The organism is Nocardia sp. BMG51109, from assembly GCF_000526215.1.
Classification (GTDB): domain Bacteria; phylum Actinomycetota; class Actinomycetes; order Mycobacteriales; family Mycobacteriaceae; genus Nocardia.
On sequence record NZ_JAFQ01000004.1, the window covers coordinates 1,461,568 to 1,474,675 of the forward strand.

11 protein-coding genes, 1 pseudogene and 1 riboswitch are annotated in these 13,108 nt (G+C 70.9%); of the genes and pseudogenes, 7 read left to right on the forward strand and 5 right to left on the reverse strand.

Features of this window, described 5'->3' with window-relative positions:
• Positions 1–1,152: 1,152 nt before the first annotated feature.
• Positions 1,153–1,992 (reverse strand): annotated as a pseudogene (locus D892_RS48410) (DUF3027 domain-containing protein); the annotation flags it as partial.
• A 17-nt stretch (positions 1,993–2,009) separates the two neighbouring features.
• On the opposite strand from D892_RS48410, the gene D892_RS0107820 reads away from it, so the two are divergent.
• The 3 genes from D892_RS0107820 to D892_RS0107830 are packed head-to-tail and all read left to right on the forward strand — an operon-like array spanning position 2,010 to position 5,143.
• Positions 2,010–2,792, forward strand: a complete 783-nt coding sequence (locus D892_RS0107820) for a glutaminyl-peptide cyclotransferase (protein WP_024800711.1) — start codon at positions 2,010–2,012, stop codon at positions 2,790–2,792.
• Between the two features lie 32 nt (positions 2,793–2,824).
• Positions 2,825–4,579: an MFS transporter gene (locus D892_RS0107825; RefSeq protein WP_024800712.1), complete on the forward strand. Its 1,755-nt coding sequence runs from the start codon at positions 2,825–2,827 to the stop codon at positions 4,577–4,579.
• A gap of 27 nt (positions 4,580–4,606) precedes the next feature.
• Positions 4,607–5,143, forward strand: coding sequence for a DUF2771 domain-containing protein (locus tag D892_RS0107830; RefSeq protein WP_024800713.1), 537 nt, complete (start codon positions 4,607–4,609; stop codon positions 5,141–5,143).
• A 59-nt stretch (positions 5,144–5,202) separates the two neighbouring features.
• Here D892_RS0107830 and D892_RS0107835 read toward each other — a convergent pair whose 3' ends face one another.
• Complete coding sequence (locus tag D892_RS0107835) at positions 5,203–5,616, reverse strand: cold-shock protein (RefSeq protein WP_024800714.1); 414 nt, start codon at positions 5,614–5,616, stop codon at positions 5,203–5,205.
• Between the two features lie 182 nt (positions 5,617–5,798).
• On the opposite strand from D892_RS0107835, the gene D892_RS40695 reads away from it, so the two are divergent.
• Both D892_RS40695 and D892_RS0107845 read left to right on the forward strand, forming a co-directional pair.
• The gene (locus D892_RS40695; RefSeq protein ID WP_024800715.1) at positions 5,799–6,032 is read left to right on the forward strand and encodes a hypothetical protein; all 234 of its coding nucleotides are present in this window, start codon (positions 5,799–5,801) and stop codon (positions 6,030–6,032) included.
• 272 nt (positions 6,033–6,304) lie between these two features.
• Positions 6,305–6,491: riboswitch (cyclic di-AMP (ydaO/yuaA leader) on the forward strand.
• Positions 6,492–6,499: 8 nt separating this feature from the next.
• A complete protein-coding gene (locus D892_RS0107845) occupies positions 6,500–7,174 on the forward strand; it encodes a transglycosylase family protein (protein ID WP_024800716.1) in 675 nt (224 codons plus the stop codon).
• Between the two features lie 68 nt (positions 7,175–7,242).
• Here D892_RS0107845 and D892_RS0107850 read toward each other — a convergent pair whose 3' ends face one another.
• Positions 7,243–7,431 carry a hypothetical protein gene (locus tag D892_RS0107850; RefSeq protein WP_024800717.1) on the reverse strand — a complete coding sequence of 63 codons (189 nt, stop codon included), beginning with the start codon at positions 7,429–7,431 and terminating at the stop codon, positions 7,243–7,245.
• A 101-nt stretch (positions 7,432–7,532) separates the two neighbouring features.
• Here D892_RS0107850 and D892_RS0107855 point away from each other — a divergent pair, with 101 nt between their 5' ends.
• Positions 7,533–9,923 (forward strand): helicase-associated domain-containing protein, encoded by a 2,391-nt coding sequence (locus D892_RS0107855; protein WP_024800718.1) that lies wholly within the window; start codon positions 7,533–7,535, stop codon positions 9,921–9,923.
• Between the two features lie 12 nt (positions 9,924–9,935).
• On the opposite strand, the gene D892_RS0107860 is transcribed toward D892_RS0107855, so the two are convergent.
• The gene (locus D892_RS0107860; RefSeq protein ID WP_036568402.1) at positions 9,936–10,451 is read right to left on the reverse strand and encodes a hypothetical protein; all 516 of its coding nucleotides are present in this window, start codon (positions 10,449–10,451) and stop codon (positions 9,936–9,938) included.
• 167 nt (positions 10,452–10,618) lie between these two features.
• Between D892_RS0107860 and D892_RS0107865 the strand changes: the two genes are divergently transcribed.
• Positions 10,619–11,479 (forward strand): hypothetical protein, encoded by an 861-nt coding sequence (locus tag D892_RS0107865; RefSeq protein WP_369801737.1) that lies wholly within the window; start codon positions 10,619–10,621, stop codon positions 11,477–11,479.
• A gap of 164 nt (positions 11,480–11,643) precedes the next feature.
• Here D892_RS0107865 and D892_RS0107870 read toward each other — a convergent pair whose 3' ends face one another.
• Positions 11,644–13,071 carry a M1 family metallopeptidase gene (locus D892_RS0107870; RefSeq protein WP_024800721.1) on the reverse strand — a complete coding sequence of 476 codons (1,428 nt, stop codon included), beginning with the start codon at positions 13,069–13,071 and terminating at the stop codon, positions 11,644–11,646.
• Between the last annotated feature and the right edge of the window lie 37 nt (positions 13,072–13,108).

Genomic DNA, 13,108 nt, shown 5'->3' on the forward strand with positions numbered 1-13,108 from the left:
GTGCGAGACATCAGCGGCACCGAACTCCTGCGGCACACCAGCCGACGCGTTCCCGGCGAGGTCCTCCCCGCGTTCGATGGCGGACTCGGCGGTTGCCTCCTCCCGCATACCGGCTCTCCCGGCATCAGCAGGTTCGACGGTTGCTCCCTCCCGCACACCGGTTCCCCTGGCGTCAGCAGGCGCGGCGGACGTCTCACCCTGCACGGCGACCTCGGACGGCCCGGCCGGCTCGGCGCCGAACTCCCGCACCGCGCCCGGCTCGGCCATATCCTCGATCGGCGCCGAAGCACTCCCGGCCGACCCGGCCGAAACGTCATCTGCCCGACTCGATTCGGTGGACGCGCCATCGGGCAGCACAGCAGGATCCGGCGCTTCCGCCGCGCCCGTGTCCGCACTCGTCCCGACCGACCCCGACGGACCCTCCTCGCCCGCAACGAGATTCGACTTCTCCGGAACATCCGGCTCACCGGCGGACGACGCGGCGCCAAGTGGTTCGGGCCCGGGGACCAACCCGGCACCCGGTGCAGCCGTCTCGGCAGCCGGCGCGGTCGTCGGTCCTGCCGGCTCGCCAACTCGGCGATCGTCCGCAACCGTCGCACCCCTGCCGGTCGGCTCTCCGAAAGCAGCGGAATAGGCAACGGCGGCACCTGTTTCCGCCGTCGACCCCGCACCGGCCTGCTCGCCCGGCGCAGCGGCGCCACCGCTGTCGGCTGCCGGAGATTCATCCGTCGAAGATTCCACCGCAGTATCGGCGGCGCCCGACGCAGCGACTTCCGCCTCGGTCGACCGGGAACCCTCGAGCTCCGACGGCTCGCTTACCTGCCCACCGGCCTCGCCTGGCACACCCGCACCGGCCCCTTCGGCACCAGCGGATTCGGCAGTAGCAGAACCGGTCCCCGACGCCACACCCGCCCGCTCCCCCGATGCGGTCTCGCCCCCGTCGCCCGGCACACCCGTACCGACCACCGCAGCAGGCCCTTCGCCACCAGCTGATTCGGCAACGGCCGCACCGGTTCCGGACGAGATATCGGCCGGTTTGCCGGTATCGGCACCGCTCACAGCGGTTGTCGCGGATTCGCCTTCGCCCGATCGCTCTGCCGCTGGGGCAGCCACGGCCGGGGCGCCGACATCACCTCGAGTGGCCGCGCGCGGTGTTGCTTCCGCCCCGGCATCGTCCTGGACGGCCGAATCCTCGGCGGCGGGCTCGGGATCGTCGGCCGCGGGCCTCGAATCGGGCGCGCGCAGGTCCTCGGGAGGAATCACCTCGACCGCGGCGTCGTCGTAGGCCTCGTAGATCGGGGAGCCGCCGCCGGTGGGGAGGATCGTGTCGGAGTGGGCGCCGCAGCCGTATTCCGCGTGCACGACACGCCCGTCGGCGCCCATGGCGTTGCCGCAGACGCCGAAGGCCGAGCGCAGCGAGCCGGCCAGCGGGAGGAAGAACCCGCACAGCCCGCAGGTCGACGGCGCGGCGCGGGCCATCTCGGCCTCGGGTCCGTACTCGGAGTACCAGCGCTCCGCGGCCTCCGCCCGGCCCTCCCGGCTGAGCACCTGGCTGCGGCCCAGGCCGATATCGTCGGCGACCTCGTCGACCACCGGATCGCCGGTCGCCAGGTAGGCGGGCACCAGCCGCGGATCATCGGGCCGGGGCGCCAGCAGGTCGCCCGGGGCCAGATCGCCCGGCCGGACCCGCCGGTCCCACGGCACGAAGTCCGGCGCGACCAGCGCGTCGGGACCGGGCAGCAGGGCGGACTCGCTGACGGTCGCGTGGTCGGCCTCCGGGGGCGCCGCCACCACCACGGCCCACTGCCAGCCGCGGTATCCGGGCAGGGTGGCCTCGAAGCGGTGCGTGGCCGCGCAGTCGTCCTCGGCCGACACGCCCAGATGGTCACCGACACCCGTTGGTTGCAGCTCCGCGAGCGCGCGCCGGGCCAAGCCGACCGCCTCCGCGAGGATCGGTCGCACCCCGGACTCCGAAACAGATACTGCGCTCACCCCCTACATTTTGCCGTATGAAGTGCAAACGCCGTCCGTGGGCCGCGACTGGACTGATCCTGCTGGCAGCGGTGTCGACCGGAGCGGTCGCTTGTAACGAGACCGACCAGGCTCCGTCGCTGCGGGTGGAGGTGGTGGCGAGCCGCCCGCACGACCGCACCGCCTTCACCGAGGGCCTCGAAATCGGCGACGGGATTCTCTACGAGAGCACCGGCCTCGAGGGCCGCTCCGATGTCCGCACGACCGACCTGGGCAGCGGCGACCGGACGGCCCGTGCCGATCTGCCCGCCGAGTACTTCGGCGAGGGAGTCACCAGGGCGGGCCCGACTGTGTGGCAGGTCACCTGGAAGAACGAGGTGGCGTTCGCGCGCGACCCCGCCACCCTCGCCGAACGCGGCCGGGCGCGCTACGACGGCGAGGGCTGGGGGCTGTGCACCCGCGGCGACCGCATCGTCATGAGCAACGGCAGCGACACCCTGACCTTCCGCGACCCGGTCACCTTCGCCGCCACCGGCTCGGTGCGGCTCACCAGCCATCACGACGCCCGGCTCAACGAATTGGACTGCGCCGCGGACGGTTCCGTATACGCCAACACCTGGCCGACCGACCACATTCTGCGGATCGACCCCGGCACCGGCGCGGTACTGGCCGACATCGACGCCGGTGGACTGCTGCCGGCGGACGAGCGTGCCGGCACCGACGTCCTCAACGGCATCGCGCAGCTACCCGGCACCGATCGCTTCCTGATCACCGGCAAGTACTGGCCGCGCATTCTCGAGGTTCGCTTCGTCCCGACGTGACCGCCCCGGTGGCCCGACCATAGACTCGGTATGTGGCTGCCTCCCGTGACTCCTCCGGCGCCGATCCGGGTCCGTGGGACGGCGAGGAGTATTCGCTCACCCAGCGGCATCCCGGCTACGACCGGTATCCACCGCCACCGCATACCTCGCCCCGCCGTCCGCTGCCGCCGCTGCCCGACCGCGGCGGCGAATCGGACGTGCCCGAATTCGTCACCCGCCGGATGGCCGCCGGGCAGCCGCCCCGAGATCTCCCGCCGCGTTCCGAGGCATCGCAGGAGCCACCCCCGGATCCGCCCGCCGATACACCTCCGGCCGATACACCGTCGCCCGAACCACCGCCCGAAGCCCCGAAAGGCCGCGGCCGCCAGCGGATTCCCCGCAAACTGACGGTGACCAGGGTGCTGGCGATGCGCAGCATCGAACTCACCGAGAAGGGCTTCAACACCTTCCAGCGGGCGGCGAAGGCCGACGGCGCCGACCGCTCCGGCCTCACCGCGCTCGTCTACGCGACGATGGCCAACTTCGCGCTGGACGCCGCCATCGCCGTCGCCCTGGCCAATACTCTGTTCTTCTCCGCCGCCTCCGCCGAATCCAAATCGAAGGTGGCGCTGTATTTGTTGATCACGATCGCACCGTTCGCGGTGATCGCGCCGCTGATCGGCCCGCTGCTGGACCGGCTGCAGCACGGCCGCAGGCTGGCGCTGGCCAGTTCGTACGCCGCGCGCATCGTGATCGCGATCCTGCTGATCTTCAATATCGACACCTGGGCGCTGTATCCGCTCGCCCTGTGCATGATGATCCTCAGCAAGTCGTTCGCGGTACTCAAGAGCGCCGTCACGCCGCGGGTACTGCCACCGGGAATCGACCTGGTGCGCACCAACTCCCGGCTCACGGTATTCGGCCTGGTGGGCGGGACGATAGGCGCGGGAGCCGTGGCCGGCCTGATCGCCGGCGTCGCCGGGTCGCCGGGCGCGCTGGTGTTCGCCGCGCTGATCGCCTGTGCCGGAACCTATCTGAGCCTGCGCATCCCGTCCTGGGTGGAGGTCACCGAGGGCGAAGTGCCCGCCACCCTCGGCTACCACCGCGACACGGAGGTGCTGAACGGGGCACAGTCGTCCACGGTCAAGCCGGGCCGGCGCCGTCAGCCGCTCGGACGATCGGTGGTGACGGGGCTGTGGGGCAACAGCGCGATCCGGGTGCTCACCGGATTCCTCACCTTCTATGTCGCGTTCGTGGCGAAATCGACCGAGCATCGCCCGGTGCAGCAGGCCGCGATGCTCGGCGTGGTCGGGGCCGCCGCGGGTATCGGCAACTTCGCCGGCAATGCCACGGGCGCCCGGATGAAACTGGGCCGCCCGGCGCTGAGCGTGGTGATCTGTACGGCGGCGTGCACGGTGGTCGCGCTGGTCGCGACGGTCACGGACAACCTGCTCGGCGCGGCGATCGCGGCGCTGGTCGGCTCGTGTGCGAGCGCGCTGGCGAAGGTCTCGCTGGATGCCTCGATCCAGGACGACCTGCCGCCGGAGTCGATCGCGTCCGGTTTCGGTCGTTCGGAAACGGTGCTGCAACTGTCCTGGGTCGTCGGCGGCGCCGGCGGCGTCCTGCTCCCGACGGAGTACTGGAAGGGATTCGCCGTGGTCACCGCCGTGCTGGCGGTCGGACTGATCCAGACCTTCGTGAGCTACCGTGGTCATTCGCTGCTGCCCGGGCTCGGCGGCAATCGCCCGCAGCATGCGAAACAGGAGGTGCCGGACGGTGCCGCACCGCATCCGGCCGCCCCGAACTGACCCGACGACCGACAGGACCCGCAGGCCATGACCAAGCCCGGCACCCGCACGATCCTCGCGCTGGCGGCGACCGCCGTGCTCGTGGTGGTGGTCGCCGTCGCCGCCGTGGTGGCCGTGGCGGTCCGCAACGCCACCGAACCCGATCCGGAGATCACCGCCTACGCGCACGGCACATCGGTCACGGTGCCGCCGTACCGGTATTGCACGGTGACGCAGTCGGATACGGACGGCCAGCTGGGCCTGGACTGCCGCGAGGGTGCCACCACGGTCACGCTCGACACCCCGGCCGGCTATCCGCTGCAGCTGTCGCTACCCCGGCAGATCGCCGACGCGCCGTGGGTGATGGTGCTGGAGTACAGCCGCCCCGACGGCACCGTCGTGCAGCGCCTGACCTCCTACCGCGAGTACCCGGACAAGACCCGTGCCGTCACGGTGCCCTCGCACCCGGAACCCGATCTCCGGCTGAGCGGCGTGGAGGTGCAGCTGGTGGTCCCGGTGCGCGATGCGACCGGCGCCGAATCGTTCGCCCCGTACCAAGCCTGGTCGATCAGCACGGCTCGGTGATCGCTCCGCACGGCTCGGTGATCGCTCCGCACGGCTCGGTAATCGCCGCCCTGCACGGCTCAGTGATCGAGTTCGCGGGCTACGCCCCGCACCACCTCGGCGATGCGCTGGGCCGTCTTGCGGTCGGGGTACCTGCCCTTGCGCAGGTCCGGCTGCACCTTCGCCTCCAGCAGGGTGATCATGTCCTCGATCATCCCGTGCAGGTCGTCAGGGGCCTTGCGCGGATGCGCGGCCGGTTCCTTGCGGGCCTGCGAGCCCCGCACCGACGGCGGCGGTTCCAATAGCTTCAGGCTCAGGGCCTGCGGGCCGCGGCGACCCGCCGCCATCCCGAACTCGACTCGTTGCCCGGGCTTCAGCACCTCGACACCCTTGGGCAACGCGGACGACCGAACATAGACGTCCTCACCCTCATCCTGGGAAAGGAAGCCGAAGCCCTTTTCGACGTCGTACCACTTCACCTTGCCGGTCGGCACTGCGCTCACCCGTTCGTCATCGATGCCCGGTCCGCCCGGGCACAGCCGTTGCCCCGGAAGCGAATTCCGGAACCTAACTCGTATGCGAAAAGAACGCGCCCTACACAGCTATGCAGGACGCGAATGCTATCGAGTCTACCCCGGTGCCGATGTCCGGAGCACACCAGTTTTACGGTGCGGTAATGCCCGATTCTCCCTCGCACCGCCCGCAGCGCCGGTCCGGCGATCCGCTGATGTTCGTGGCCCTGGGCCTGTTCGCGGTCGGCGTTCTGGCGGTGATCGCGATCTTCCTGACGCCGATCCTCACCGATGGCAAGCCCGGACTGTGGCTGTATCTGGTGGCGATGACCGGTACGCCGCTGGGACTTCTGCTCGCGGTGATCTTCGCGCTCTGGTCCGGCCGTCGCGCACGGTAGCCACCCAGTATTTGCCCAGCTCGCACTCCGACTATGCGTGTGATCTTCATCACATAACGGTGCGGTCACAGGACGGTCACAACCGGTACCGAGCTCGGACACGCCGCATCCACCTGCACAGACGCCTACCGGAAGACCTTGCGCCGGACCGTGACCCGGCCGCACACGCCGGTTACCAAATGGTGATTTTTCGCGGCGATCGTCGTACGGTCTAACGCAGCCGGGAGCAGTCCCGGAACCACCGGCCCGCCGCACCGAGCCTCGCCCCGCGGGTACGGACCCCGACGGAACCAGGGGCGAGGGCGGGGAACCCACGTTCCCTACGCAGGGAAGCGGGAACGATCGGCAACGTTCGCTCCCTTGGGGTGAAGTCCCGGCGCACCGCGAGGCGCACCGGGGCCGGACGGCCTCTCAGTCCGAACCCGACAGCTCACCTCGCAGGCGCGTACGAGAGGAAGACGACCGATATGAGTGGACGCCATCGCAAGCCGACCAACACCGGCCGTACCGTCGCCAAGGTCGCCGTCACCGGCGCGATCGTGAGCGGCGCAGGCATCGCCCTCGCGGGCAACGCCTCCGCGGCCCCCGACGGCGAGTGGGATCAGCTCGCGCAGTGCGAATCCGGTGGTAACTGGGGAATCAACACCGGTAACGGATACCAGGGTGGTCTGCAGTTCTCGCAGGGCACCTGGGCCGCCCACGGCGGTACCGAATACGCCCCGTCCGCCAATCAGGCCTCCCGCGACCAGCAGATCGCGGTGGCCGAGAAGGTGCTCGCCAGCCAGGGCTGGGGCGCGTGGCCCTCCTGCTCGAACCGCCTCGGCCTGAGCGGAGCCGCCGAGGAGCGCACCGTACCGGCCACGCCCGCGCAGGCGACGCCGCACTGGAGCCCGACCGTGCAGAGCGAGACGGCCCCGCAGGCCGTCGCCCCGCAGGCTCCGGAGGCGCAGACCCCGGCCGCCGACGGGTCCCAGGAAGTCTTCCAGGCCGTCGACAAGGCCTTCGCCATCGCGCAGGCGCAGGGCATCCAGGTGCCCCAGCCGGCCCTCGACGCGCTCAACGCAGCGAAGTCCAACAACGTCAAGCTCGACCCGACCGTGGTCGACTTCTTCGAGGCGAACAAGGGCATGCTGCCCCAGTAACCCGCACCACGACGAGGCCCCCGCACCGATTCGGTGCGGGGGCCTCGTCGTATTCGAGCCGTATCCGATCAGCGATTGATCACCGTGCGCGGGTGCACGTACGGCACCTCTTCGGCCGGTACCGGAAACTCGGTGTCCTCACCGTAGGGCGAGAGCCCACCGGAACGGGTCGACGAGAGCTCGGTGACCGCGTGGTCGCCGTTGCCCAGCTCGGGCCAGCCGTTGTCGACGTAGGGTTTCTTCGATTTGTTCACCACGGCCTCATTCTGGCATGAAACCGCGTGGTCTGTGACGGCCCGGCGGTAAGTGGACCAAGGCGGCCCAGCGGGTCGCCGCGCCCGGCCGTACGCTGGACGGGATGACCACGACCGACCGCGCGCCCCGGGCCGGGGACGACCAGCCCGCGGAGCATAATTCGGCCGAGGCCGCGTCGCTGGCCGAGTGGCTGGCCGAACGCACCGACGACGAGCTCGTGGCCCTGCTCGAGCTGCGCCCCGACCTGGCGGTACCGCTGCCGTCGTCGATGTCGGTACTGGCCGCACGGGCCGAGCAGCGCGCCTCGGTACTACGTGCCGCCGACGAGCTCGACACCCTGGACTTCGCCGTCATCGAGACCCTGGCGGTGCACGGAGCGAGCCGGCGCACCACCCCGCTCCCCCGCGCGCGCCTGCTCGAACTCCTGGGCGACCGGGTGCCCGCGGCGAGTATCGAGGCCGCGGTGGGCCGCCTCACCGCCCGCGCCCTCGTCTGGGGCACCGACGAGCTGTGCCTGGTGGCCGCGGCCAAGGAGGCGCTGCCGTGGCCGCTCGGCAGTACCACCGAGATACCGGACGCCCTCACCGAGGCGGAAATCGTTGCGGCGCTGGCCGACATCGGCCCTGCCGAACGGGCGCTGCTGGACAAGCTGGCGAGCACCGGCCCGCGCGGGCGCACCCGCGACGCCGCACCGGGCACCCCGGCGGACCGTCCGATACCGCGACTGCTGGCGGCGCGCCTGCTGGATTGGATCGACGAGGAAACCGTCGAACTCCCGCCGGCGGTCGGCCAGGTACTGCGCCGGGAACCGGTGACGGATCCGCACGCGCTGCGGCCGCCGCAGCCCGATCCGGACAGGCACGCCGCCGCCGACACCAACGCGGCCGCCGCGACCGAGGCAGGCGAGCTGCTGCGGCATTGCGCCGACATTCTCGAGGTCCTGGGCCGGACGCCCGCGCCGGCCCTGCGCTCGGGCGGCCTCGGCGTCCGCGAGCTGCGCCGGATCAGCAAGCAGACCGGTATCGACGAGTCCCGGATGGGCCTGCTGGTCGAGGTGCTGGCGGCGGCGCAGCTGCTGGACAAGGGAATTCCGGAGCCGGAACCGCAGGCCGATACCGTCGAGGACTTCTGGGCTCCCACGACGCCGGCCGACGGCTGGCTGGACAGCCCGCCCGCCCGGCGCTGGGTGACACTCGCCCAGGCATGGCTGGAGCTGGACCGTTTCCCATGGATGATCGGCCGCCGCGACGCCAACGACAAGCCGCTGGCCGCGCTGTCGATGGAACTGCGCACCGTGCACGCGGTCCGCGATCGGCGGACCATCCTCGCGCTGCTGGCCGAGCAGTCGGCCGGGTCGGGTCTGTCGGCCGCCGACGTCGCCCGCGTGCTGGCGTGGCGGCAGCCACGGTGGCGCAGGCATTTTCGCACCGAGGCGGTCGAACAGACCCTGGCCGAGGCGAATGCGCTAGGGCTGGTCGGGCGCGGCGCGATCACCTCGGCGGGGCGTGCGCTCCTGCACAGCGACACGGCTGTGCCGGACGGCGGCACTCGCGGGCGCGCGGCCGGAGCCGACGCGACGGCCGGCAATGCCGAGGCCGAGATGGAATCCGCGCTGCCGGAACCCGTCGACCACGTGCTGGTGCAGGCGGATCTGACGATCGTCGCGCCCGGTCCGCTGGTCCCCGACCTGCAGAGCCGCATCGCCCTGGTGGCCGACGTCGAATCCGCGGGCGCCGCAACGGTGTACCGGATCGGCGAGACCTCGGTGCGGCGCGCGCTGGACGCCGGAATGACCACGGCCGAGCTGCATCAGCTGTTCGCCGCGCACTCCCGGACACCCGTACCGCAGTCGCTGACCTATCTGATCGACGATGTCGCGCGGCGGCACGGACGCCTGCGGGCCGGCATGGCCCGGTCGTTCGTCCGCAGCGAGGATCCGGCGCTGCTGGCGGAGGTGCTGGCCACCCCCGTCGCCGAGAAACTCGCATTGCGAGCGGTGGCGCCGACCGTGGCCATCTCGCAGGCAGCCCTCGGCGAGGTGCTGGAGCAGCTGCGCGCCGCGGGATTCGCACCGGCGGGCGAGGATTCGTCCGGGGCGATCGTCGATCTGCGCCCGCGCGGCGCCCGCATTCCGGCGCGGACGAATGCCCGGCAGGCCTGGCGGCCGAACCCGCCCAGCACCGACCAGCTGCGCCAGCTGGTCTCCGAGCTGCGGGCCGGCGAGAAGGCCGCGCAGGCGCGCAGCGGCCGGTCGGTGCGCTCGGACGGCTCGCGCACCAGCACGGCGGCCACGATGGCGCTGCTACAGCTGGCGGTGCGGGTGCGGCGGCCGGTGCACATCGGCTACGTGGACGCCCAGGGCGTCGCCAGCCAGCGCGTCGTGGAGCCGCTGAAGGTCGCGAGCGGACAGCTCGACGCGCTGGACCCGGTGACCGGCGCGGTCCGGCATTTCGTGCTGCACCGCATCGCGTCGGTGGCGCTGATCGATCAGTGACCTTCGGCTCGATCAGTGACCTTCGGTCTCGGGGTTCGCCAGGCAGAAGGTCGTCTCGGGCCGGGACAGCAGCAGGAACGTCCCGTTCGGCGCGCAGAGCGACTGGTCGCTGCGGCCATCGATCCGAGCGACGACGCGGACCGTGGCCTCCGGCGAGGTGCAGTCGGCGTAGGCGAATCCGGTCTGCCGGTCCTGGCGGTAACAGTTACCCTGCTTGAGGTTCGGGGCCAGGCACAGGAACGCCGTCGTGCCGCCCCGGAAGGTCTCCTCGTAGGAGGAGTATTCGGGCCCGCAGTTCCGCGCGGTATCCGAGGCCGACACGATCGTGTACACCGCGCGATCGGCCGCACAGTCGATCGGTTCGGTCTTCGAAGCCGTGATCGACCCCTCGGCGACGTCGATGCAGTCGCCGACCTGGGCTCGCGCGGTGTCGGACCGGCTGGCGTCCCCCACCATCGAGCAGCCCGCGGCCGCCGGGAGCAGCACCGCCAGCAACGCCGGGACCAGTCGAGCACGCGCGCGTCCCATATACCGAAAACCTTTCTCACCCAACCGTTCACAGCGGGAGCGATCGCGGGTGAGAATACCCGACCGCACCGCGGCGACGGCCCGGCTCGGGAAGACGACCTGCGGCGGAGCATCCGACACGACCATGTCGTCTGTGTGTGTCGCATTCGTGTCGAGATGGTCCGGCGGTGGCTACGCTCAGCACCATGACGCTCGACGAGGTCGCCGATCGGCTGTACGGGATGGACCCCACGCAGTTCGTCGCGGCGCGGGACGACGAGGTCAAGGCCGCCCGAGCGGCCGGCGACAAGCAGCTCGCGACCGAGATCGGGCGGCTGCGCCGGCCCACCGTCGCGGCCTGGGCGGTGAATCTGCTGGCCCGGGATGCGGCCGAGGAGATCGCGGCCCTGCTGGAACTGGGCACCGCGCTGCGCGACGCCCAGCGTCGGCTGTCCGCCGATCAGCTGCGCGACCTGACCGCCCGGCGTCAGCAGGTGGTGAACGCGTTGGGGCGCAAGGCCGGACGGCTCGCCGAGGAGCGCGACCGGCCGCTCGGCGAACCGGTGCTGCGCGAGGTCGGCCAGACCCTGCATGCCGCGCTGGCCGATCCCGACGTGGCCGAGCAGGTGCGCCGCGGAACGCTGACCACGGCGGCGAACTACGAGGGCTTCGGTCCCGCCGACGCGGAACCGTCTGCATCCACCGAGCCGCACGCCGAGCGGACTACCACCACACGGGACCGCACACCCGAGCGAGACCCCGACGAGGCGGCCCGCCGGGAACTGGACGACGCCCTGGAAGAACTCGAATCCGCCCGGGAGCAAAGGGATTCCGCACAATCGGACCTCGACCGAGCCACGGCCGATACGGGCACGGCGAACAATCGCGTCGCGGCCCTCCGCGAGGAGCTGGAACACGCGGAGGACCAGCGCCGCTCGGCCTCGGCAGCGGAACGTTCGGCTCGGGACGCATGGCAGCAGGCCGAACACCGGCTGGACCGAGTGCAGCGCTGGGTGGAAAAAGCGCGATCGCGGGTGCCCGAGGAATAGCGCTCCGGCACCGCGACGCTCGGGTGCCACGGATCACCGGAGGATCCAGCCGCGCAGTTCGTCCGGTACCGCGCTCGGGTGCTCGGTCGTCGGTTTCCGGCCCGACCATCCCGTCGATTCAGGGGCCCCATGCGAGCGGCCTCACCCGGCAGCTCGCCCGGTTTTCACCCGCGCAGGCCGCCCGGATACAGATAGTCGTCCGGCGGCATGGCGGTATCGTCCAGCCAGGCGGCGAAGAACCCGGTCAGGTCGGTCTCGGTGAGGGACTGGATGAACCGCCGGAATTCCGGCATCGAGGCATTGCCGTAGGCATGCGATTGCACGAACCGGGATATCGCGGGGAAGAACACCTCGTCTCCGATCGTCCTGCGCAGCGCGTGCAGAAACAGTGGGCCCCGGTAGTAGACGGCCGTGAATTCCTTACCCGCGCCGGGATTTTGCAGCGGAATCTCCCACCGCTCCGGCTCCGCGCGGAACTTGTCCACCGTCTCGCGATACTGCGCGTCGACGTCGGCACCGTCCTTGCGTTCCGGCCACAGGTAGTCGGCGGTGTAGCTGGCGAAGCATTCGTTCAGGCAGACGTCCGACCACTGCCGTACCGACATCGAGTCGCCCCACCACTGGTGGGCGTTCTCGTGCACGACCGTGTTCAGGTCGGTCCAGGGCGCGTAGATCGGCCGGGTCTGGGTCTCCAGCGAGATGTGCAGATCGGTGTCGATGTAGATGCCGCCCGCGCTCTCGAACGGGTAGGGGCCGTACAGGGATTCGAGAAAGTCGAGCACCTCGGGCAGCCGCCGCTCCAGCTCCCGCTTGTCACCGGCTTCCGGGGCGAACGCACTGACCAGCGGTGTGCCGCCGGGCCGGCGCCCCTCCATGAACTCGAACCGGTCGATGGCGACGGTGGTGAGATACCCGAGCGTCGGATGCCGCGACGACCACCGCACCGTCCGGTTCGGGCCGTCCACCTCCTCGCGCACCTTCAGCCCGTTCGAGATCGCCTGCCACTCCTTCGGAACCGTCACCGTCACGTCGACGGTGGCCTTGTCCGAGGGCGTGTCGTTGAGCGGGAACCAGGTGGTGGCCGAATGCGGTTCGCCCGCAACGAAGGCGCCGCCGCTGCGCGAGAGGGTCCAGCCGGATTCCGGGTGGTCGTCCTGGATCCCGGAGTACTCGACGACCACGGTGAACGGCAGCCCGGGCAGGACCGGTAGCGCCGGCGTGACCGTCAGCTCGTGAGCACCGTCGCGGGTGACCGTGGCCGGCAGGTTGTTCACCGATACCTTCGACACTGCGGGACCTTCGTAGTCCAGCGAGAACGTCCGCAGCGCCTGGGTGGCGACGGCATTCAGGCGCGCGGTCCCGTCCAGCTTCCGGCTCGGCGGGTCGTAGCCGATCGCGAGATCGTAGTGCTCGACCTGGTAGCCGCCGTTGCCGTCGTCGGGGTAGTAGGGATCGCCCAGGCCGGTGGCGCCCCGCAGCGAATCGGCCGAGGCTTCCGCGGCGACGGGCGCCGATCGAACGTACGTCGACGACAGCGTGCCCGCGACCAGTAGGCCGACCGCGAGACAGCGCTTCCATGCGGATACGTCCATGCGGCGAGGCATCCTTTCCCAGGCACGGCGTGCCGAC